The organism is Ruegeria sp. AM1, assembly GCF_056540745.1.
In genome coordinates, this window is the sequence record NZ_JBQFXH010000001.1 from 164,957 (window position 1) to 187,067 (window position 22,111).

General features: G+C 58.4%; 22 protein-coding genes. 11 read left to right on the plus strand and 11 right to left on the minus strand.

Translation table 11 applies throughout. The features are described from left to right. Positions 1-18 precede the first annotated feature (18 nt). The 4 genes from ACR0I7_RS00805 to trxB all read right to left on the minus strand — a co-directional run bounded on the left by ACR0I7_RS00805 (position 19) and on the right by trxB (position 5,460). On the minus strand, positions 19-567 hold the full coding sequence (locus tag ACR0I7_RS00805; RefSeq protein WP_480507462.1) for a hypothetical protein: 549 nt from the start codon (positions 565-567) through the stop codon (positions 19-21). A 211-nt stretch (positions 568-778) separates the two neighbouring features. Then, entirely contained in the window at positions 779-2,497 is a 1,719-nt protein-coding gene (locus tag ACR0I7_RS00810; protein ID WP_480507464.1) for a bifunctional sulfate adenylyltransferase/adenylylsulfate kinase, read from the minus strand. 196 nt (positions 2,498-2,693) lie between these two features. Then, complete coding sequence (locus ACR0I7_RS00815) at positions 2,694-4,385, minus strand: adenylate/guanylate cyclase domain-containing protein (protein WP_480507466.1); 1,692 nt, start codon at positions 4,383-4,385, stop codon at positions 2,694-2,696. A 133-nt stretch (positions 4,386-4,518) separates the two neighbouring features. Continuing rightward, positions 4,519-5,460 (minus strand): thioredoxin-disulfide reductase, encoded by a 942-nt coding sequence (trxB, locus tag ACR0I7_RS00820; protein ID WP_480507468.1) that lies wholly within the window; start codon positions 5,458-5,460, stop codon positions 4,519-4,521. A gap of 230 nt (positions 5,461-5,690) precedes the next feature. On the opposite strand from trxB, the gene ACR0I7_RS00825 reads away from it, so the two are divergent. Next, the gene (locus ACR0I7_RS00825; protein WP_480507470.1) at positions 5,691-6,191 is read left to right on the plus strand and encodes an Lrp/AsnC family transcriptional regulator; all 501 of its coding nucleotides are present in this window, start codon (positions 5,691-5,693) and stop codon (positions 6,189-6,191) included. A gap of 119 nt (positions 6,192-6,310) precedes the next feature. On the opposite strand, the gene ACR0I7_RS00830 is transcribed toward ACR0I7_RS00825, so the two are convergent. The 4 genes from ACR0I7_RS00830 to lgt form a co-directional block, all read right to left on the minus strand. Next, positions 6,311-7,093 carry a Hint domain-containing protein gene (locus ACR0I7_RS00830; protein WP_480507472.1) on the minus strand — a complete coding sequence of 261 codons (783 nt, stop codon included), beginning with the start codon at positions 7,091-7,093 and terminating at the stop codon, positions 6,311-6,313. A 725-nt stretch (positions 7,094-7,818) separates the two neighbouring features. Beyond that, on the minus strand, positions 7,819-8,577 hold the full coding sequence (gene pgeF, locus ACR0I7_RS00835) for a peptidoglycan editing factor PgeF (RefSeq protein ID WP_480507474.1): 759 nt from the start codon (positions 8,575-8,577) through the stop codon (positions 7,819-7,821). Then, entirely contained in the window at positions 8,574-9,641 is a 1,068-nt protein-coding gene (locus ACR0I7_RS00840) for a class I SAM-dependent methyltransferase (RefSeq protein ID WP_480507476.1), read from the minus strand. The genes pgeF and ACR0I7_RS00840 overlap by 4 nt, the downstream gene beginning before the upstream one ends. Then, positions 9,638-10,525: a prolipoprotein diacylglyceryl transferase gene (gene lgt, locus ACR0I7_RS00845; protein WP_480507478.1), complete on the minus strand. Its 888-nt coding sequence runs from the start codon at positions 10,523-10,525 to the stop codon at positions 9,638-9,640. The genes ACR0I7_RS00840 and lgt overlap by 4 nt, the downstream gene beginning before the upstream one ends. Before the next feature lie 98 nt (positions 10,526-10,623). Here lgt and ACR0I7_RS00850 point away from each other — a divergent pair, with 98 nt between their 5' ends. The 5 genes from ACR0I7_RS00850 (at position 10,624) to ACR0I7_RS00870 (ending at position 13,835) form a co-directional block, all read left to right on the plus strand. Then, positions 10,624-10,872 carry an accessory factor UbiK family protein gene (locus ACR0I7_RS00850; protein ID WP_480507480.1) on the plus strand — a complete coding sequence of 83 codons (249 nt, stop codon included), beginning with the start codon at positions 10,624-10,626 and terminating at the stop codon, positions 10,870-10,872. Between the two features lie 324 nt (positions 10,873-11,196). Beyond that, positions 11,197-11,697 carry a type III secretion system chaperone family protein gene (locus ACR0I7_RS00855; RefSeq protein WP_480507482.1) on the plus strand — a complete coding sequence of 167 codons (501 nt, stop codon included), beginning with the start codon at positions 11,197-11,199 and terminating at the stop codon, positions 11,695-11,697. 41 nt (positions 11,698-11,738) lie between these two features. Then, positions 11,739-12,554 carry a pyrroline-5-carboxylate reductase gene (gene proC / locus ACR0I7_RS00860; protein WP_480507484.1) on the plus strand — a complete coding sequence of 272 codons (816 nt, stop codon included), beginning with the start codon at positions 11,739-11,741 and terminating at the stop codon, positions 12,552-12,554. After that, positions 12,547-12,885, plus strand: a complete 339-nt coding sequence (locus tag ACR0I7_RS00865) for a tRNA-binding protein (protein ID WP_480507486.1) — start codon at positions 12,547-12,549, stop codon at positions 12,883-12,885. Before proC ends, ACR0I7_RS00865 begins: the two co-directional genes overlap by 8 nt. After that, on the plus strand, positions 12,885-13,835 hold the full coding sequence (locus tag ACR0I7_RS00870) for a 2-hydroxyacid dehydrogenase (RefSeq protein ID WP_480507488.1): 951 nt from the start codon (positions 12,885-12,887) through the stop codon (positions 13,833-13,835). Before ACR0I7_RS00865 ends, ACR0I7_RS00870 begins: the two co-directional genes overlap by 1 nt. Here ACR0I7_RS00870 and ACR0I7_RS00875 read toward each other — a convergent pair. After that, the gene (locus tag ACR0I7_RS00875) at positions 13,832-14,410 is read right to left on the minus strand and encodes a thymidine kinase (RefSeq protein ID WP_480507490.1); all 579 of its coding nucleotides are present in this window, start codon (positions 14,408-14,410) and stop codon (positions 13,832-13,834) included. The two genes, ACR0I7_RS00870 and ACR0I7_RS00875, sit on opposite strands and share 4 nt — an antisense overlap. Before the next feature lie 352 nt (positions 14,411-14,762). Here ACR0I7_RS00875 and ACR0I7_RS00880 point away from each other — a divergent pair, with 352 nt between their 5' ends. Together ACR0I7_RS00880 and ACR0I7_RS00885 are read left to right on the plus strand one after the other, a co-directional pair. Further along, complete coding sequence (locus ACR0I7_RS00880; RefSeq protein WP_480507492.1) at positions 14,763-15,224, plus strand: hypothetical protein; 462 nt, start codon at positions 14,763-14,765, stop codon at positions 15,222-15,224. 95 nt (positions 15,225-15,319) lie between these two features. Next, positions 15,320-15,787 (plus strand): hypothetical protein, encoded by a 468-nt coding sequence (locus ACR0I7_RS00885; RefSeq protein ID WP_480507494.1) that lies wholly within the window; start codon positions 15,320-15,322, stop codon positions 15,785-15,787. 14 nt (positions 15,788-15,801) lie between these two features. Here ACR0I7_RS00885 and ACR0I7_RS00890 read toward each other — a convergent pair whose 3' ends face one another. Continuing rightward, complete coding sequence (locus ACR0I7_RS00890) at positions 15,802-16,926, minus strand: beta-ketoacyl-ACP synthase III (RefSeq protein WP_480507496.1); 1,125 nt, start codon at positions 16,924-16,926, stop codon at positions 15,802-15,804. Positions 16,927-17,088: 162 nt separating this feature from the next. On the opposite strand from ACR0I7_RS00890, the gene ACR0I7_RS00895 reads away from it, so the two are divergent. The 3 genes from ACR0I7_RS00895 to ACR0I7_RS00905 are packed head-to-tail and all read left to right on the plus strand — an operon-like array spanning position 17,089 to position 21,643. Beyond that, positions 17,089-17,556, plus strand: a complete 468-nt coding sequence (locus ACR0I7_RS00895) for a MarR family winged helix-turn-helix transcriptional regulator (protein WP_480507498.1) — start codon at positions 17,089-17,091, stop codon at positions 17,554-17,556. After that, positions 17,553-18,590 (plus strand): efflux RND transporter periplasmic adaptor subunit, encoded by a 1,038-nt coding sequence (locus ACR0I7_RS00900; RefSeq protein ID WP_480507500.1) that lies wholly within the window; start codon positions 17,553-17,555, stop codon positions 18,588-18,590. Before ACR0I7_RS00895 ends, ACR0I7_RS00900 begins: the two co-directional genes overlap by 4 nt. A gap of 11 nt (positions 18,591-18,601) precedes the next feature. Beyond that, positions 18,602-21,643: an efflux RND transporter permease subunit gene (locus ACR0I7_RS00905; RefSeq protein ID WP_480507502.1), complete on the plus strand. Its 3,042-nt coding sequence runs from the start codon at positions 18,602-18,604 to the stop codon at positions 21,641-21,643. A gap of 17 nt (positions 21,644-21,660) precedes the next feature. Here the strand turns inward: ACR0I7_RS00905 and ACR0I7_RS00910 are convergent, their stop codons facing one another. After that, complete coding sequence (locus tag ACR0I7_RS00910) at positions 21,661-22,071, minus strand: VOC family protein (RefSeq protein ID WP_480507504.1); 411 nt, start codon at positions 22,069-22,071, stop codon at positions 21,661-21,663. Positions 22,072-22,111 lie beyond the last annotated feature (40 nt).

The window sequence follows — 22,111 nt, forward strand, 5'->3', positions numbered from 1 at the left end:
TCTGGCGGGCGAACCCGATCAGCGTCGTGAGACACGCTCGAGATAATCGATGGCATCCTGCAGTTCTTCCAGAATGTCATACCACCCGTCGACATCCCGCAAGCGCCTGAACTCGGCCTTGACCGCATCATCATGCATCATGTCCTTGGCCTCTTTCAGGCTGTCCCGTGCGGAATCGGGTTCCATATTGCCCGCTGCCGTTTTGGCTGCGGCGATAACCTCAAGAATCTGGCGCAGACGCGTGGTCCCCGGTGTTGGCGGAACAGGTGGCAGCACCGGCAGGTCCAGCCCACCTGCAGGTGGTGGCTGCAATGTGTTCAGTGCCTTTTCGATCTTGGCTTTGATCTTGTCGCATTCCTTGACCCAATCAGAATAGGTCCGCACGGATTTCAACAGCTCCAGCAGCCAGTCCGGCACAAAAGGAAAGCCCGCCATGGCCGGAGAGGCGACCAATCCCGGCAGTTGCAGGCGGGCAAACTGGGCGATCTTGTAATCCGCAATCGCCGAGGCCCGTGCGTCACATGCAATAAGCGTGTCGGCAGCGTTGGTTGCTTTCTTTGCTGACATTTGTTCACCCTCCCACTTGTTATGATCAAAAAGTTGTCACTTTGATGGATGCCTGATCCTATCATAGTTGGAGGTATTGGTCGAATATGACTGCTCTTATTAAGTATATTGTCTATTTATTGACGCAACGATAGAGTGCGATGCTCGGCAATCGGTCAAAGAAAAACCCCCGGATATCCGGGGGTTTCAAAGGGTGGCGATGGGATTGATCTTATGAGGCTGCGATCAGGCCCATGCTCTCGAGTTTCAGCAGAACCTGATGGGCGCAGTTATCAACCTCGACATTCTCGGTTTCGACGCTCAGCTCCGGGTTCACCGGCACATCGTAAGGGTCAGAGATACCGGTGAATTCCTTGATCTTGCCTTCGCGTGCCAGCTTATACAGGCCTTTGCGGTCGCGACGTTCGCATTCCTCGATGCTGGTCGCCACGTGGACTTCGCAGAAAGCACCAAACTGTTCAATGTCTTCGCGCACGGCGCGACGGGTGGTGGCGTATGGCGCGATTGGGGCACAGATGGCGATCCCGCCATTCTTGGTGATCTCACTAGCGACATAGCCGATACGGCGGATGTTCAGGTCGCGGTGCTCTTTGGAAAAGCCCAGCTCGGACGACAGGTTCTTACGCACGATGTCACCGTCCAGCAATGTCACCGGACGCCCGCCCATCTCCATCAGCTTGACCATAAGCGCGTTTGCGATAGTCGATTTGCCCGAGCCCGAGAAACCGGTGAAGAACACGGTAAAGCCCTGCTGGCTGCGCGGCGGCTTGGTCTTGCGCAGCTCGGACACAACCTCGGGAAAGCTGAACCATTCGGGAATTTCCAGACCCTCGGCCAGACGGCGACGCAGCTCGGTGCCCGAGATGTTCAGGATCGTGACGTCGTCCTTGTCCTTGATCTCATCATTGGGTTCGTATTGCGCGCGCTCCTGCACATAGACCATGTGCTTGAAGTCAACCATCTCAACGCCGATCTCGTCCTGATACTGGCGGAACAGATCCTGCGCATCATACGGACCATAGAAGTCCTCACCGGCCGAGTTCTTGCCGGGGCCGGCATGGTCACGACCAACGATAAAGTGGGTACAGCCATGGTTGGCGCGGATCAGCCCGTGCCAGACCGCCTCGCGCGGGCCAGCCATCCGCATCGCCAGGTTCAGCAGCGACATTGACGTGGTCGAGGCCGGGTATTTGTCCAGAACAGCCTCATAGCAGCGCACACGGGTAAAGTGATCAACATCGCCCGGTTTGGTCATCCCAACAACCGGATGGATCAGCAGGTTGGCCTGTGCTTCCTTGGCGGCGCGGAAGGTCAGTTCCTGATGCGCGCGGTGCAGCGGGTTGCGGGTCTGAAACGCCACAATGCGACGCCAGCCCAGCTTGCGGAAATAGGCGCGCAGCTCGTTTGGTGTGTCGCGGCGGGCGCGGAAATCATAATGCACAGGCTGTTGGATGCCGGTCACCGGACCACCCAAATAAACCTTACCGGCAACATTGTGCAGATAGTTCACGGCCGGGTGCGCGTCGTCGTCCGCACCAAAGACCTTCTCGGCCTCAAGCGCCTTGTTCGGGGTCCAGCGATCTGTGACCGTCATGGTGCCCAGAATAACACCTTCCTGATCGCGCAGCGCGATATCCTGACCCAGTTCGATGCTGGCGGCAAAGTCTTCGCTGACATCCAGCGTGATCGGCATCGGCCACAGCGTCCCGTCCGCCAGACGCATGTTCTCAACCACGCTGTCATAGTCCGCCTGGCCCAAGAACCCCTTAAGCGGGTTAAAGCCCCCATTCATCAACAGCTCCAGATCGCAGATCTGGCGCGGGCTCAGGTCCCAGCTGGTCAGGTCGGCGGCCTCGACCTTGAGTTTTTGTGCCGAGTCATATGACACGTACAGTTCGGGGATCGGAGCCAGATTGCTTAACATTGTCATCAGAATACTCTTAATCGTGGTGTGGCTTTTGGTGATTTAAGGGCGTTTCGGGGGCCATGTGCCCCGGTTGCCCGCCGAAGTCTAGATACCTACTTAAAACAAAGGACGATATGCGTGGATTCTGGCCGGAATGGAAGGTTTTTCCGGTGTTATCGCTGCAAAGCGATTAAATTCCCGCCAGTGGTGGACAATTCTGTCACACCGCGGGGATCTGTTCTTTTGCGCTTACACTCACGTCGAGTGTTGCGGCCCGTTTCACGGGTAGGGCAGGGATCGAGTTTGCGACCCCGCGCAGCTGAAACGCGCGCATCTCCGGTAGATGATCCGTCAGACCGGCAGCGTCCATCACCTCAGCGGATACCAGCAGTTCGACCTGCAGCGCTTTGGTTTCGGCTTCCAGACGGCTGGCCACGTTGACTACGTCCCCGATTATGGTCTGAGAGGCATGGCCCTCTGCGCCGATCTCACCCAAAACCAGATCGCCAAGATGCAACCCCATACCGATGCGAATCTCTGGGCTGCCCTCAGCGGCCAGTTGTTGATTGAATTCTTGCAGCGCCGATCCAACCGCCGCCGCTGATTTCAACCCCGCCCGGGCCGAGCTGGCCGCATCCGGGGTTTCGAAAACCGCCAACAGACCATCGCCCATATATTTGTCCACTGTTCCACCGTTTGCGGTGATGGCAGGTACGATCGCATCGAAGAATCGGTTCAGCAGGAACACAACATCATAGGGCAACTGTCCTGCAGTGCGCGATGTAAAGCCGCGCATATCCAGAAACAGCACCGCCAGTTGCCGTTCTTGCCCTTGGCTTGCATGGGCGCGACTGCGCGCGCCATTCGGACGAAAGACACGCAGTACTTTCAGAGGCGCAGTTGGCCGGATCTGGCATGCCAGCCGAGTGCCTTCCGGCGCGTTTACGGCGGCCAGACTGCGAGCCTCAACAGGACCCGGTGCCGGCAGTTGGCCGCCATCGTCTTCGACGAAGACACGGCAGGTGGTGCAGCGTCCTTTGCCACCGCATAGCGCAGTGTGTGGGATGCCATTGGCCTGTGACATCTCAAGCAGGGTCATGCCCTTCTCGCCAACGATATCAGGGCCGTTCATATAGTGAATTCCGACCGAATGCCTGCGTCGCCACAGCTTGCGCCCCAGATAAGTCAGCGCTGTGAGGATCAGCAGGAACCAGAACACACTCAAGGCGCTGTTCTTGATGCTGAACATCGTGGCAAACTGATCAGGTGTGGGCCAGTTATAATGCTCGATATACTGCTCGCGCAGGAACGGGTCGCCAAAATCCGTCCAGATACGCCGCCCTTCGGTCAGCAGCCCGGTCAGGGCAAAGCTTGGAATGAAAACCGCAAGACCAATCAGGTAGGGAACGACCTGTCGCCACCAGCGGGTCATGCGCAGCCACATATGCAGCCCGATGCAGCCATGTATCCAGACCAGCAACAGCAAAATGCTCTGCATCCAGATCGCTGAACTGGGCCACATCAGGATGATGATATAGCCCATCTCGTCATTTACGTCATAAGCCAGATTGGCATAGCGGGTATGGATGATATGCGCGATCAGTTGCAGCGGGATCAGCAACCCCAACACAATCTGCAAACCGGTGCTGAAAGGCATCCTTAACGTACGCCGCTGCGCGACAGATACCAGCGATAGTCCCGCATGGGTAAGCAAAGCAACATACAGCAATACACTGCCAGCCATATGCCGGGTCACTGACGTGCGGCCATCTTGCATTTCGTGCAGAAAATCTGTGTGAAACAGGCCCAGGCCGATATTAATGAAGTGAAAAAAGGCAAACACGAAGAGGACCAGACCGCTTGCGATCCGGATGCGGGTTGCCCAGCTGCCCTGCCAAAGAGCACTCTTCAATGATATCACCCGCTTGCTGCCGTGTTTGGTTCAAGTCTGCGTTGACCACGGACAGGGGTCAAGAGCGGCCCGCGTCAGACCGCCCGGTCACAAGGTGCCCGGGCAGCATATGCCTACGGCAAAGGTCAGGGGCTTATTCCTGCTCGGCCAGGAACCGCTCGGCATCAAGGGCTGCCATACAGCCCATACCGGCCGAGGTAACCGCCTGACGATAGATATGATCAGTAAGGTCGCCAGCAGCAAACACACCGGGCACCGAGGTTTCCGTCGAGCCCGGCTTGGTTATGACGTAGCCGCCCATATGGGTGTCCAGCGTGTCTTTGACCAACTCATTTGCGGGCGCGTGGCCAATGGCCACAAAAACGCCCTTGCAAGGGATTTCGGTGATCTCGCCGGTTTTGACATTCTTGACGCGGACGCCCTCGACGCCCAGCGGTGCGTCGGTGCCGATCACCTCGTCCAGCTCGTGGAACCACAGCGGCTCGATCTTTTCGTTCTTGAACAGACGATCCTGCAGAATTTTCTCGGCCCGCAACTCATCCCGGCGATGGATCAGCGTGACCTTGCTGGCGAAATTGGTCAGAAACAGCGCCTCTTCAACAGCCGTGTTGCCGCCGCCGATCACCGCGATTTCCTGGCCGCGGTAAAAGAACCCGTCGCAGGTGGCACAAGCGGAAACGCCGAAGCCTTTGAACTTGTCCTCGGACGGCAGGCCCAGCCATTTCGCGCGCGCGCCGGTGGCCAGAATAACCGCATCAGCGGTGTAGGTGGTGCCGCTGTCGCCCTTGGCGGTAAAGGGGCGCTGGCTGACGTCCAGGTCGCTGATGATGTCGCCGATGATTTCGCACCCCATGGCTGCGGCGTGTTCCTGCATTTTGATCATAAGGTCGGGGCCCTGCACCTCGGTAAAACCGGGATAATTCTCGACCTCGGTTGTTGTGGTCAGCTGCCCGCCCGGTTCGATGCCCTGAACGAGAATCGGCTCCAGCATGGCGCGGCTGGCATAGACGCCAGCTGTGTATCCGGCAGGTCCCGATCCAATGATCAGAACCTTTGTGTGTTTCGTGTCGGCCATGGTACCCCCGGTCTCAAATCTGGCTCAGCGAACTGCCATCCGCCGCGATTGGATATAACGATGGGGGCACGCCTCTTAAAGCCCTTTCCTGTCGCGCATCTGTCATGCGTGTTCGGCATATCCCGGTCAAAAAAACGGCGTTGAAAACAAAGAATATTGCGCAGACGCGAAACAATATTGCGCATCGTGGGGGTGCTGATATAAGAACTGGAAAATTTCAGGAGCAATTGATGGTCACGACACGGCTGGATGAGATCGACCGGAAGATACTCGCAGAGCTGCAGGCAGATGGTCGTATGACCAATGTTGAGCTTGCCAAACGTGTTGGGATCTCAGCGCCCCCTTGCTTGCGGCGGGTGCGTACCCTGGAAGAATCCGGCTATATCCGCGGCTATCATGCCGAGGTTAACGCCCGCGAACTGGGGTTTGAGGTTCAGGTCTTCGCCTCAGTCGGCTTGGAAAGTCAGGCAGAATCAGAACTCAGCGCTTTTGAGGAACGCTGCCGCGAATGGCCCTTGGTGCGCGAATGCCACATGCTGAACGGCGAGGTCGATTTCATCCTGAAATGCGTGGCCCCCGACCTCAGCAGTTTTCAGCAGTTTCTGACGGGCGAGTTGCTGACCACGCCCAACGTGGCCAGCGTCAAAACCTCGCTTGTCATCCGCGGCGCCAAAGACGAGCCCGGCGTCCCGTTCGATGTGTTAGAAGAACGAATGAACCTGACGGCGTAAGCCCGGCGCGGTTGGCTGGCGTGCTGCCAGCCGGCAGGAATGCGACAACGGTCAGTGAGATGACCCAGCTCAATAATATCTGCATGATGCCCCCCAAAATGCAGTCTTCGTTTGTGAGTTCACGCTGAAATCGCGTCTATCTCTCCTTCTCCGGCGCGCGGCATCAGCAGCGGGCCAAAATCATGCAGCGATTGAATATGCGCGAACAGATTCAGATAGATCGCGCGCAGCGAGTGACTCATCATCCGGATTGTGTTGATCCCGGGATGATAGGTTTCGAACGGCAGCCCATCAACCCTGACCACCGCGTGGCGGGACAAACATATGTGATAGAGTTCGACTGGCGTGGGCGGTTGCGTTTCGATAACGCTGGTGCCGTCCTGAAATTCTGACACAGGCGTCAGCATCGGCTCGCCCCCGTTTATGTGGCGCAGATGCGAGGGCGTGCCCAGCAGGCGCGCCGCGGGGCCCGCAATCATACCCGACATCGGCTTCTGCATCCCAAACGTATCCGCCATGATCCGAGTCAGTGGTCGGGTGCGTCCTCGCGAATCCTCGCGGCCCGGCACCAGAGTGACAGAGCCCTTCCACAACACGGTTTCCGATGTGCCATCTTCGGTCAGGACCGTATCCCCCGGCAGCAGATCTTCGATGGCCATCGGTCCCTGTTCTGTTTCGATCAGCGATCCCCGCGTAAAGGCGCAGAATGCATCCTCAAAGGCGGGCAGAGCCGGCGCGATGTGATGGGTTTGCGAAATCTCACCGTTTTTTAGCAAAGTGCTGACTTCATAACGCCGTAGCTGCGCTTTTTGCTTGGTAGCCGGGCGCGGGTTTTTTGAAATAATGGTCGTCGTTTCAATTGCGTTTCTGGCAGCACGCCCCAATGATGTTGGAATAGTCATACGTATTCCGTTCCTTCTTATGCGCGAACAGGCAGCAGCTCCCCATGCAGATCTGCCTGACGACTTTGTTCTTTGTCCTGAAATAAATGGGTGACCATTTGGCATTCGCCGGTTTGGCGATGCTCAGCGAATGAATTTCGCGGATTTTCGGTCAACACACTGACCCCCAGACAAACTCGTTACTCACAGGTCAACGCGACCTGAACACACGTTCCAAAAAAGACCGCAGGACAAATCTACGGCATAACAGGTATCAGGCTGGAACAGCTCCTGATCTGTTTTCTGTTCCCCGGAACCGGCAGCTTGGTTCCGTCAGGATTTGGTCTCAGCGTCGCACCGCGATACGGCGTGCAACTCGGGCCGAGTGACTTGAGACCCGCTTCCAGGGCATTTCAAGTTTCTGATCTCTGGTCGCCGCGACAACTGCGTTAAGAAAGCGAGATTTGGTCTTCATTTTTTCTGATCCTGCTCTGATTTGGGCGGAAGCCCGTTTTCCCGGTTCTCAGACTGTGCTGTTGATTTGCGGCAGCGATAAGGCTGATACGGGAAGAATTCAGGACAGAAATGAAGCTGATATGCATCCTTTTAACTTGGATGCCAGAATCCAAAGGACCGACAAGCGGGTAACCATCTGAGCACTGGCAAAAAATTCACACGATTCTTATTCTGGTAAACACAAGAATTGTGGCGAAAACGGGGCGTCTTTGCCACAATTGCCTTAAACCTCACAGCCGTATGGCGGAAATCAGGCGGCCATAGTCCGCTTCTTTGGCGTGGGTCGTCCGGCGGTAGGAATAGAACCTGTCCGGGTCGAAATATGTGCAGTGTTTTGTCCACTCGGCCTGACCGATTCCGGCCTCTCTCAGCCGGTGCAAGCCATAGGCGGGAAGATCGAATTGCAGCCTGTCATCCTGTCCATTTGCAAAGAAACGCGCATTATCGTGCGAGGCGGCCATGAAGTCTTCCATGAACTCGGGGCCGACCTCATAGGCGCGTTGCGAGATGGTGGGGCCGATCACCGCGCGCGTGTTTTCGCGGCTTGCGCCCAGCGCCTCCATGGCGTCCAGCGTTGCCTCAAGAACGCCGTCCAGCGCGCCGCGCCATCCCGCATGGGCCGCGCCGATCACATTGGCGTCAGGGTCGGAAAACAGGACCGGCTGGCAATCCGCGGTCAGGATGGTCAGCGCAAGACCGGGCGTGGCGGTCACCACCGCGTCCGCTTTGGGTTTCTCACCATTGATCGGGCTATCGACGGTCAGCACTATTGGCGAATGCACTTGATGCACACCCACCATCGCGTCGGGCGCGACCTCCATCGCGTTTGCTACGCGCCTACGATTCAGCGCCACCGCCTCGGTCTGGTCCGACGATCCATGGCCGCAATTCAATCCAGAAAAGATACCCGAAGAAGCGCCGCCGCGGCGGCTGAAAAATCCATGCCGGACTGTGCCGAGCAGATCAGAGGTGATGATTTCCAGTGTCATGGCTCCAGTCCCGGCGGTGCTGCTGACTGCGCCGGGTAAAGGCCCAGCACTTTGAACAGGTTTCCCATTTCTTCGGGATGCGTCAACCGGCGATGTGCGGCAATCAGTGTCTCCAGCTCGGTACCGCTCAGTCGCGCCGCCAACGCCTGCGCACGCGCGGTGATCCCAAGCCGTTCCAGAAACACGCCCTGTGAGGTCAGGCGGGTATGCGCACAGCCCGCCGCACGCGCGGCAAGCGCCAGCGGTTCAAAATCCACATGCGCGGTCAGATCGGCCTCGCCCGGTGTTTGCAGCGGATCGGTATGCTGATGGCCTTTCAATGCCTGAAGCGTATCGCCCAGCGAGCGCCAGTCACCATAGTCCACAATCAACGCTGCCCCACCATGGGTCGCGATTCGCCCGGCAATACCGGTAAGAAGCAGGGTTGCTGCCGCGCAGAGTTCGACCAGATCGCCGTCCTGCGTATCGCTCAACCGCTCCTCCAGCGCGGGTTGCGGCGCGTTTGCCCCCAGCCCGAACCCCAGCGCGGTATCTTCGGCTCCGATCAGCCGCTCGCGCCAGGTTGCGCCATCGCGCAGGAATTGCCGGATGGGTAGGGCATCGAAAAACTCGTTGGCGACCAGAAACAGCGGATCATCCGGCAGGTCCGCAACGGAATCGATCCAGAGCGGCTGGTGCTCGGTCAACGTGTCCGCCTGAACGCCTCTCAGCTTTAGCGAGGCTTCCATCAGCACCACCTGCGCGGCCTCATGAAACCCGGGCACACCCCGGGTTGCGCGCAGCATGTCGGCCATCAATGTGCCGCGTCCGGGCCCAAGCTCGGCCAGCGAGAACCGGGCGGGCCGCCCCTGATCCATCCAGCTCTGCGCAATACACAGCCCGATCATCTCGCCGAACATCTGGCTGATCTCGGGCGCGGTGATGAAATCGCCCTGCGCCCCAAACGGATCGCGGGTGCTGTAATATCCCAACTCGGGATGTAGCAGGCATTCCGCCATATAATCTGACACGCTCATCGGGCCATCCTGACGGATGCGCGCGATCAGGTGATCCAGCAGGCTCATGCCACCCGTCGTGCGCGCAGTACGAACCACAGGCCGAGCGCGATCATCGGCAGCGACAGCAACTGACCCATCGTCAGCCCATAGCCGCCCACATGCCAGGCCAGCCCCAGCGGGTTGCCGGACGAGACAAACTGCGCATCCGGCTGGCGAAAGAATTCAACCAGAAACCGCGACGCGCCATAACCAGCCAGAAACAGCCCCATGATCAGCCCCGGTTTGCGAAACGCCCCGCGCCGATAGGCCAGCCAGATCAGCGCCGCGCCCAGCAGCACGCCCTCAAGCGCGGCTTCGTACAGTTGCGATGGGTGCCGAGCGCACATCCCGGCAACTACGCCGGGGCAATCCTGCGCTGCAAAGCCCGGAAAGATCACGGCCCAGGGCGCCTCGCTGGGTCGGCCCCACAGCTCGGCATTGACGAAATTGGCCAGCCGCCCCAGCAGCAGGCCGGGGGGCACCGTATACGCCACCAGATCGCCCAGCGACAGAATCTGGATGCTGTGGCGGCGGGCATACAGATAAGACGCAATCACAACGCCCAGCAGCCCGCCGTGAAAGGCCATGCCGCCCTGCCAGACCTGCAGGATCTCCAGCGGATGCGACAGGTAGTAAGAGGGCTGATAAAACAGCACAAATCCCAAACGCCCGCCCAGAATAACGCCCAGAATAATCCAGGTGATCAGGTCCTCGACCTGCCCGGGCTTCATCGGGGGCGTATCGCTGTCCCATAAGGCAGGGCGCCGCAGCGCCATCACCGCCATACGCCAGGCAATCAGGATGCCTGCGATATAGGCCAGCGCGTACCATCTCAGGGCGAACTCCATCCCGAATGCGGAAATCGAGAAAAGTTCGGGCGACAGATCGGGGAAATTCAAAACAGCCTGCATGTGCGTCTCATTGCCCGGGGTTTGCAGGGCAAGTCAACCTTGAGCCCGCGCCAATCATTCCCCATATAGAGAGCAATCACGATTTCGGAGTTAAAGCCATGCAAACCCGCAACAAGATCCTTGATGACATGTCCCAGCTGATGACCAACGCCATGGGCGTGGCGCAAGGCGCGCGGGAAGAGGCCGAGAATGCGATGAAATCGATGATCGACCGGTGGCTGGCGGATCGCGACTTTGTCACCCGCGAAGAATTCGACGCGGTCCGCGCGATGGCGCAGAAAGCCCGCGAAGAAAACGCCTCGCTTGAGGCGCGCATCGCCGCGCTTGAGGCAAAGCTGGAGAAGTAACGCCCGCGCGTTTCAACAGAGCTCGCAATTTCAGGACATCGATAACCAGCGTGCAATCCGTCGTCGGGTTGCGCGGTGCGATGAATTTTGACGCAGCGCAGAAATTAATCAAGACAAAGCTGCAATTAGGGCCAATATTTTGACGCCCGTTGCCATCTGTCCACAACTTATTGCTGTTATCCCCAAAAAATGGGGTTGTCAGGCCATCCACCACATCGCACCATATTTAGTACAGGCCTAAGGGGGAAGCCCGGCTTGTAGAGCAGGCAACTAGCGCTGGGGCGCTGCCAGCCCCGAAATGCTAGAGATTAGTGAGGTGGCATTATGGCCCTTTCCGAGCAGTTTCTCGAAGAAGACCTTCATCCTATCGATATTGTTGAACATCTGGCCGAACATCATGACTGGGATTTCGATCGCATTGGCGACGATCAGATCGCGATGGCTGTTGAGGGGCAGTGGCGCACATATTCCATAACGCTGGCATGGTCTAACTTTGATGAGACCCTGCGGATGGTTTGTTCATTCGAGATGGAGCCACCAGCCGAGCGTGAATCCGAGCTGTATGAGTTGCTCAACAAGATGAACGATCAGTGCTGGGCCGGGGCGTTTACCTACTGGGCGAACCAAAAGCTGATGGTCTATCGCTATGGTCTGGTGCTGGCGGGTGGTCAGACAGCCAGCGCCGAGCAGATAGACACCATGATCACCGCAGCTGTGCTGAGCGCTGAGCGGTACTATCCCGCGATTCAGCTGGTGACTTGGGGCAATCGCGACCCCGAAGATGCGATGCAAGTCGCCATTGCAGAGGCCTACGGCCGCGCGTAAACCTTTGCCCCGAACCTGAAATCAAAGGCGAGGGGCAATCCATGGACATGACACGTGTCGCAGAACAGGGGCTGGTGCTTTTGGGATGCGGTAAAATGGGCTCTGCGATGCTGGCGGGCTGGCTGGATCACGGTCTGCCCGCTGCGTCTGTTTGGGTCATTGATCCGGCACCCTCCGACTGGCTCAGAGCGCAGGGTGTCCATATCAACACACCACTGCCCGAAGCCCCAGCTGTTGTGCTGGTTGCGGTCAAACCGCAGATGATGGGCGCGGCGCTGCCTGCGATACAGGCGCTGGGCGGTGGTGGCAGCCTGTTTATCTCGGTCGCTGCAGGCACGTCGCTCGATACATTTGAAACCGTTCTGGGGCAGGGCACGCCGATTGTACGTGCCATGCCCAATACACCCGCCGCGATTCGGCAGGGCATCACTGCCCTGATCGGAAACTCAAACGCGTTGGACGCGGATATAGCGCTGGCTGAAAACCTTCTGTCTACCATTGGCGAAACCGTCCGCCTTGAAAACGAAGGCCAGATTGATGCCGTTACCGGCGTTAGCGGATCGGGACCGGCTTATGTCTTTCATCTGATCGAAACGCTGGCTGCAGCGGGTCAGGCGCAGGGGCTGCCCCGTGATCTAGCTATGCGGCTTGCCAAATCGACCGTTGCCGGGGCAGGGGCGCTGGCCATGGCTGCTGACGAAGACCCCGCACAGCTGCGCGTTAACGTGACATCCCCAAATGGCACAACACAGGCCGCACTTGAGGTGCTGATGCATCAAGAGACCGGCTTTCCCGACCTGCTGCACCGCGCCGTTGGTGCCGCCACCACCCGATCCAAGGAGCTCTCGCGTGGCTGACATTACCTTTGACGATTTCCTCAAGGTCGACATCCGCGTTGGCGAGGTCCTGCGAGCCGAACCCTATCCCGAGGCGCGCAAACCGGCGATCAAGATGTGGATCGATTTTGGCGACGAGATCGGCGAACGCAAAACCTCGGCCCAGATCGCCGCGCATTACGATCCGGCAACGCTGGTCGGGAAACAGGTGATGGCCGTCGTCAACTTTCCTCCGCGTCAGATCGGCAAGTTCATGTCCGAAGTTCTGGTGCTGGGCCTGCCCGACGAAAACGGAGAGATCGTGCTGATCGGCCCGGATGGTCAGGTTCCGTGCGGCGGAAGGATGCATTGATGAGGCTTTGGCTCACCCGGCCGATGACCTCGGTGGTACAACAGCGCGCGCGGGCCGAATTTGACGCCGAGATTCGCGAATCGACTGCGCCGCTGACCCATGACGAGATGCTGCGCGCCTTGACCGAGTTTGACGTGGTGGTGCCCACCCTCGGCGATCAGTTCTCGGCCCGGGTATTTGACGAAATAGCGTCGCCCCGGTGCAAATTGCTGGCCAATTTCGGCGTCGGCTACAACCATATCGATGTTGCGGCGGCCCATGGCGCCGGGCTTAAGGTCACCAACACACCCGGCGCGGTAACCGACGCGACCGCAGATATCGCAATGACCCTGCTGCTGTCGACCGCCCGCCGCGCGGGCGAAGGCGAACGGCTTGTCCGGGCAGGCCACTGGCAAGGGTGGCACCCGGCGCAGATGCTGGGCCATCACGTCAGCGGCAAGCGTGTGGGCATTGTCGGAATGGGCCGCATCGGGCAGGCCATCGCGCGACGGTGTCATCTGGGCTTTGGCATGAGCGTCGCCTATAGCGCCCGCAGCCGCAAAGAACTCGCCTTTGAGGCGGACTATATTCCTGACCTTCTGCAGCTGGCCGCGGATGTGGATTTCGTGGTCGTCGCGGTACCAGGCGGGGCGGAGACGCAGCACCTAATCAATGCGCAGGTTCTGGCGGCCATGCAACCTGCAGCCTTTCTGATCAACATCGCACGGGGTGAGGTGGTGGACGAATCTGCTTTGATCACTGCGCTGCAGGGCAGGCAGATCGCAGGCGCCGGTCTGGATGTCTATGAGTTTGAACCCAAAGTGCCGCAGACGCTGCGTGACATGGAAAACGTCACGCTGCTACCGCATCTGGGCACCGCGACCGAAGAGGTTCGCAGCGATATGGGGTATATGGCCCTGGATAATGTCGCGGCCTTTGTCGCCGGGCGGCCCTTGCCTAATCCAGTCTAGCGGCCGACCGCCTCGCGCCAGTGTTTGCGACAGAGCGAGACATAGGTCTCGTTCCCGCCGATCTGTACCTGCGCGCCTTGGGTGATGGCTTTACCGTTTTCATCCTGGCGAATCACCATGGTTGCCTTGCGTCCGCATTTGCAGATGGTGCGGACCTCTCGCATCTCATCGGCCAACGCCAGCAAGGCCGCCGAGCCGGGAAACAGCTTGCCCTGAAAATCCACGCGCAGACCATAGGCCAGCACCGGCACCCGCAGGTCGTCCACCGCGCGGGTCAGTTGCCATACCTGCTCTTCCGACAGAAACTGCGCTTCATCGACAAAAACGCAGGCAACCGGCCCGTTGCGCAGCCGCGCTTCGATCATCACAAATACGTTGTCATTGGGCCGAAAGGTGTCGGCCTCTTCCGAGATACCAATGCGCGAGGCAATGCGCCCGGTCCCGGCGCGCCCGTCAACCGCAGCGGTCATCAGATAGCTGTCCATGCCGCGTTCGCGATAGTTATGCGACGCCTGCAAAAGCACCGTCGATTTTCCCGCGTTCATAGTAGAATAGTTGAAATATAGTTTTGCCATGGCGGCGGGTCTAATCTGCACCGGGTATTGGGGCAACCTATCTTTGCGCCCACCAATAAGAGACGCCGCTGTTGCAGTTGCAGAGCCTGAGCAGATGCTCTTGGGGATGGAAGCTCCACGACCGCTCCAGCGACGTCAGCCATCATGTGGCCAATACACCGTAAGGCTAAAATCTTGCCCTACTTTTACTCTTTACCGGCATGAACTGCCGCCACTCACTCACAAAATCCCTGCTTATCTGAGGGATAGCCAATATATGACATTTGAATTAATACTCGAGTATGGGAAATTTCCCTGCCCTTTCCCCGGCACAGGCGGATGGGATCGGGTTCGCAGACAAAAAGGTACAAACATGGCAGATATCGGGGCTTACCTCAAAAAGCATACCGAAGCACTGGTTAAGGATGTCGGAATCGAAGCCGCATGCGAGATAACCGGTAAATCCAAGGCGACGCTGGGCCGGTATTATTCGGACAATGCCGAACATGCCGACAGGTTCATGCCCGTGGATGCAGTGGCTCGTCTGGAAAACGCATCAACCTATCCGCATGTCACATCTGCGCTGGCCGATCTGCAGAACATCACGCTGTCCTATGACGGACGCAACTCGGACAGCCCGCGCACAGGCGGCGTCAACGCCGATGTTATCGCGCTCAGCCAGCGGTTCGCGATGCTGATGACCGAATATCAAGCCGCGATCGAAGATGGCATCATCACAGTGAACGAGGCCAAACGCCTGCTGAAAGAAACCAGCATGCTGCAACAGGTCCTGATAGAGATGAAGCTGCACCTGGAAGAAGAAAGCGTCAGCTGAGTTCTCAAGTTCGTCAGTTTTTTGTGCTGGCTTTTCTCGCAAGGCGGCGCAGCTGTATGTTTCAAAACTGATAGTCCGGGTGTGTAGGTGCTGGCATGTACAGAATGAAGCCCGGCGTCAAAAAAGACCCGCACAGGCGATGGGCTCTGCCTGACCGGGTGTTTTTCGGCAATGGAGCCTGTCACATTCTGGCGGGTGTTTACCTGCAGATTCGACCGCTGCCGGGTTTCTATGCCGAACGCATCATTCCCGCCGAAGGTTTTGCCGGAAATCATATCTTTGTCACAAATGGCAGCATCGCGTTCGACTACCACGGCTATACGGTCAGAAATCGACTGCTGCGCTACTACACGAACAACTGGGCGGGCGAATATGAAGGCGGTTGGCACTGCACGCTGGAACGCGTCGAATTTGATCTGCTCAGCACAATGGAACTAAATGCAAGAAAGATGCTTGGGCCAGACCAGTATCTGTACGATGCGCTCCAGCGCGCGCAGACCTACATTCGCAAGGTCGATCATCGAAGGGATTCAGAGAAAGCCCAGCTGCTGCTCAACGTTTAGGATGGCCGCGATACTTAACCGTGCCGTCGTACAATCACGGACCCCACCGAATACCCCGCACCGAACGAGCAGATCAGACCCACATCGCCGTCCTCCAGATCATCGGAATATTTGGAAAACGCAATGATCGAACCTGCGGATGAGGTGTTGGCATAATCCTGCAGGATGTTGGGCTGCTCGTCGGGTTCCGGTGTGCGCCCTAGAACCTTCTTGCCGATAAAATCATTCATCGTCTTGTTCGCCTGATGCAGCCACAGGCGCTTCAGGTCATCGCTGCCGACACCTTCGGCCTCCATATGATCGCTGATATGGCGGCTGACCATGGGCAGCACTTCCTTGAAGACCTTCCGCCCGTTCTGCATGAACTGCATATCGCGACGGTCGATCATTCCATCGGGGCGCGAGCGGCGCAGGAAGCCGTTATTGTTGCGGATATTGTTGGAAAACTCAGTGGCGCAGCGGGTCGATAGTATCTCGAAATGCGGTCCCTGCGCGGCATCGGCACGCTCGATCAGCGTGGCTGTGGCCACATCGCCAAAGATAAAATGGCAGTCGCGGTCGCGCCATTCCAGATGGCCCGAACAGATCTCGGGGTTGACTACCAGCGCCGCGCGAACCGAGCCCGACCGCACCATATCGGCCGCCGCCTGGATGCCAAAGGTTGCAGATGAGCAGGCGACATTCATGTCAAAGCCAAAGCCGTTGATCCCCAACGCCTTTTGGATTTCGATGGCCACAGCCGGATAGGCCCGTTCATGGTTCGACGCCGCGCAGATCACCAGATCGACGTCGTCGGCCTTGCGCCCGGCCTGCGCCAGCGCCTTGGCGCAGGCGTCCACGGCCATCTCGGTCATGATACCCGGTTCGTCATCGCTGCGCTGGCGCAGCGCGGGACACATGGTGCCGGGGTCCAGAACGCCGCTTTTGTCCATAACATAGCGGTTCTCGATACCCGATGCCTTGACGATGAATTCTTCCGAGGAATGCTGCATCGGCTCTATGAGACCTGCCGCGATAGCGTCGGCGTTGTCGGCGTTCACCTTGTCCGCATAGGCGTTGAACGCCTCGACAAGCTCGGCGTTGGTGATGATGTTCTCAGGCGTGAAAACACCGGTACCGGTGATGGCGGGCGTATGCATGGCAGGTCCTGAATGTTTGGATTTGCACAAAATGCAGTCACACTCGCATTTGATCAAGAGAGATTGACCTAACGGAATGTGGGGGATTTATCCGAATTCAGCTTCACATCTTGAATAGTTCATAAATCGAAGTATATTCCACGCACATCGACGGAGCCCCCAATGCCAGATGACATCAGTACCCGACTGGGCCGACTGAGCCCTGAGATACAGGCCATGATGGGCGTCTATGCGCTCTACTGGAAGCTTGAGGAGAGCTTTGACTGCATCGAAACCGACCTCAGCCATCAGGAATGCCACATGCTGATCAAGCTGGATCAGCCTAAGCGCATGGGGGTGTTGGCCACCGATATGTTGACCGTGCCGTCTACGATCACCGCAACTGCAGACGCGCTGGAAACCACAGGCTATCTGACCCGCCAGCGCGACCCCGAAGATCGCCGGGCCTGGTTGTTGGTCCTGACCGAGCAGGGCGAAGAGGCACGCAACATGCTGGTCACAGTCGCCGGAGAACTCTTCCGCAGCGCCTCTGGGCTGGATGCCGAAGAAACAGATATATTCGCGCGACTGGCGCATAAAATCCGAGACAATATTCTGAAAACGGGAATTCCCGAGGGATTGACGAAATGAAACTCCTGACCTCACTGGGCCTCGCCCTGACCCTTCTGGCAACGCCGCTTGCCGCACAAGATACCCCCAAACCGGTCAAATTGATGCTGGTCCGGGAAACCGCGCCGGGCTTTTCCCGCCAGTTCTTTGGTCGGGTCGCTGCGCGCCAGACCGTTGATCTTGCTTTTCAGGTGGCCGGACAAATCATCGACATGCCGGTGACCGAAGGCTTTGTAATCGGCAAGGGCGACCTGATTGCCAGCCTCGATCAGGAACCGTTCGAGCTGCGACTGAATCGTGCACGCCTGCAGAAGGAACAGGCTGACCGGACTGTCGCCCGTTTGTCGCGCCTGCGCGGCACCGCGGCCAGTCAGGTGGCGGTAGATGACGCGGAAACAAACGCGCAGCTTGCAGCAATTGCGCTGCGCGACGCGGAATATGAGCTTGAACATGCCACCCTGACTGCACCCTTCGATGCGCTGGTCTCCAGCCGCGCGGTCGAGGCGTTCAGCACCATCTCTGCGGGCGCGCCCATCGTGCGTATCCACGATATGTCAGAATTGCGCATCGAAGTGGATGTTCCCGAAATCCTGTTTCAACGCTCGGGGCAGGAAGACGAGATCTCCATCACTGCCAAATTCCCGGTCAGCGACGAAGTCTTCCCGCTGGAAATCCGCGAATTCGATGCCGAAACCTCCAGTGTGGGCCAAACCTTTCGCATTCAGTTCGGCCTGACACCGCCGGATGATTTGCAAATCCTGCCCGGCTCATCCGTCACTGTGAATGTGCAGGTGCAGGACGAACGCACCGGAATCGTGGTCCCCGCCACCGCCATCGTCGCCGAGCCCGATGGCGCGCTGGGCGTCATGGTCTTCTCGCCAGTCGGTGCAGATGAGGGCACAGTGCGCCGCGTCCCGGTGACCATCGAACCCACCCAAACCGGCGATGTCCGCGTTCTGACCGGCCTGACGGACGGGGATGAGATTGTGGTGGCCGGGGGGGCTACCCTGACCGATGGCCAGACCGTCCGCCGCTTTGCCGGCTTTGCGAATTAAAGGACGGACCGATGAATATCGCACGCGCGTCTATCGACCGGCCAATTTACACTTGGCTCATCATCCTGATCGCTCTGTTTGGTGGCATTTGGGGCTTTACCTCGCTTGGCCGTCTTGAAGATCCGGCCTTCACCATCAAAAACGCAGTCATCGCCACGCAATACCCCGGTGCAACGGCCGAACAAGTCGCGCTGGAGGTGTCCGAACCCATCGAATCCGCCATCCAGCAGATGGGCGAGGTCGATGTCATTACCTCGGTCAATCAGCCGGGTCAGTCGCTGATCGAGGTTGAGATCAAATCCACCTATGACGGCTCGGAACTACCTGACATCTGGACTCGACTGCGCGCCAAAGTGCGCGATGCGGCGCGCGCACTGCCATCAGGCGTCAGCGCGCCTTATGTGAATGACGGCTTCGGCGATGTCTTCGGACTATTCTACGCCGTCACCGCAGAAGGATTTTCAGACGCCGAGAAACACGAACTGGCCACCTTCCTTAGGCGCGAGTTGCTGACCGTTCCGGGCGTTGCAGATGTCGAGGTGCAGGGCCTGCCGGATGAGGCGATCTTTATCGAACCTGATCTGTCGATCTCGGTGAACCAGAACGTCCCTTTGCAGGCGATCAACGATGCGATTGCCAATGCGGATTCGGTCAATGCGTCCGGCTCGCTGCGCTCGGGCAATGATCGCACAACCATCCTGACTGCCGAAGGGTCCGACAGCGTGTCCGCGATTGCCGGCTTGTCGGTTGGCTCGCAAGGGCAGGTCGTCAACCTGTTCGATATGTCAGATGTTTACCGCGCCCGGCAGAATGACCCTGACATCATGATCCGTTTCAACGGGACCGAAGCGTTCACGCTGGGGATCGCCGGACTTGCGACTGAAAACATTGTCGAGGTCGGCAAGCGTGCAGATGCCAAATTCGCCGAACTGGACACCGAGATTCCCTTTGGCGTCGATATTCTGCCGATTTATCAGCAGCATGTCGTGGTCGAACAGGCCTCGAACGATTTCCTCGTAAACCTCGCCCTGTCAGTGACCATTGTGGTTGCTGTTCTGGGCATCTTTATGGGATGGCGCGCCGCTGTGGTTGTGGGCTCAACCCTGCTGCTGACAGTGGTTGGCACGCTTCTGTTCATGTCCATATTCTCGATCGAGATGGAGCGGATTTCGCTGGGCGCCTTGATCATCGCCATGGGCATGCTCGTCGACAACGCCATCGTCGTGGCCGAAGGGATGCAAATCTCGATGCTGCGCGGCAAATCCTCGCGCGATGCGGCGGAAGAGGTTGCGTCAAAAACCCAAATCCCGCTGCTGGGGGCCACGGTGATCGGCATCATGGCCTTTGCAGGCATTGGCCTCAGCCCGGATGCAACCGGAGAGTTCCTGTTTTCGCTCTTTGCCGTCATCGGAATCTCGTTGCTGCTCAGCTGGGTTCTGGCGATCACCGTCACGCCGATGCTGGGTCACTATTTCTTCAAACAGGGCAAAGAGGGTGAGGTCGACGCCTATAGCGGCATCCTCTTCCGCATCTATGGCGGTATCCTGAACTGGGCCCTGCGGTTCCGCTGGCTGGTGGTGGTTGGCCTCGTCGGCATTACGGTGGTTTGCTTCGCGGGCTTTGGTCTGATGAAGCAGCAGTTCTTTCCCAATTCGAACACGCCGTTGTTCTTTGTGCATTACAAGCTGCCGCAAGGCACACCCATCGCCCGCACGGCCCAGGATATGGCAGTGTTTGAAGACTGGCTGGCCCAGCGTGATGACGTCGTCTCGGTCGCCACATTTGTGGGGCAGGGTGCCACACGGTTCATGCTGACCTATTCGGCAGAAAAACCGAACCCCAGCTACGGTCATATGATTATCCGCACCGAAACGCTGGATGACATCCCCGCACTGCAGGCCGACCTTGCCGCCTTCGGCTCGGCCCAGTTCCCCGAGGGCGAGTTCCGCACCAAACGCCTGATCTTTGGCCCCGGCGGAGGTGACCCAATTCAGGCGCGCTTCTCGGGCAGCGATCCGGTTGTGTTGAGACAGCTTGCGGATGAGGCGGTGCAGCGCATGATGGCGGCATCTCCGAACGCGCTGCATGTTCACCACGACTGGCGTGAACAGGAACTGGCCGTTCAGCCGATCTATGCCACCGAGCGCGCGCAGACCGCAGGTGTCACCCGCGAAGACATCGCCGCGACGCTGCAATTCTCGACCGACGGGATCACTGGTGGCGTGTTGCGGGAACGCGATCGTCAAATCCCCATCATTCTGCGCCGTCCGGCGGATGGGGAGTACTCGATTGTCGATCAGGTTGTGTACTCGGATCAGTCTCAGCGTTTTGTACCAATTGAACAAATGGTGGATGGATTTGAGTACAAATCAGTCAATACGCTGGTTCATCGCCGAGATCGGGTGCTCACCATCACCGTCGGCGCCGAGATCCCGCCCGAACTGACAGCCGCCCAGGTTCATGCCGAAGTCCGCGGTGCCATCGAAGAGATGGAGCTGCCTCTGGGCTACAAGCTGGAATGGGGCGGCGAGTTTGAGGATTCGGGTGACGCACAGGAAAGCCTTGGCAAGCAACTGCCGCTTAGCCTGCTGATCATGGTTCTGATTTCCGTCCTGCTTTTCAATGCGATACGGCAACCCATCATCATCTGGCTGCTGGTGCCAATGTCTGTGAACGGCGTGGTGATCGGCCTGTTGGGCACCGGTCTGCCCTTTACCTTCACCGCACTGCTGGGCCTTTTGAGCCTGTCGGGCATGCTGATCAAGAACGGGATCGTTTTGGTTGAGGAAATCGACCTCGTCCGCGCCACAGGAAAACCCCTGCGCGAGTCGATCATCGAAGCCTCAGTCTCGCGCCTCCGCCCCGTTATGCTGGCTGCGATCACCACGATTCTGGGCATGGCACCGCTGTTGACGGATGCGTTCTTTGTCTCGATGGCCGTGACGATTATGGGCGGGCTGGCCTTTGCAACCATCCTTACCATGGTCGCTGCACCAGTGTTCTACATGATCTTCTTTTCGCGAGAGGAGAGACGCAGACTAGCTGCAGCCTGAAGGGAAGGGCGGTCGGATCAGCCGCCCTTATCCTCGTCCGGGTCATAGCGATACAGAAAACTTGACAGCTTGTTCCCATCGGGATCGCGCAGATAAGTTACATAGAAATCAGCCGCATAGCGATCTCTGACGCCCGGTTCGCCGTCGTTTGTGCCACCATTTGATATTCCGGCATCATGAAATCGGCGAACCTGATCCGCATTTTTGGCAGGAAAGGCGATCATTGTGCCGTTGCCTGTGCTGGCCGGTGCACCATCGAACGGGGTGCAGATCCAGAAACCAGTGCCTTCATCGGGCTCGGTGCCCCATCCGGCCCAGCCCTCTGACCACCCCGGCAGGCGGGGTTGCTCAAGCACAGCGAAAATCGCGTCGTAAAAGCGGATGGAGCGCCGCAGGTTGTTCGATCCGACTGTCGTAAAAAGCTTCATGTGATCCTCCGCAGGTCGCACCTCGCCATCATGCGCTGCA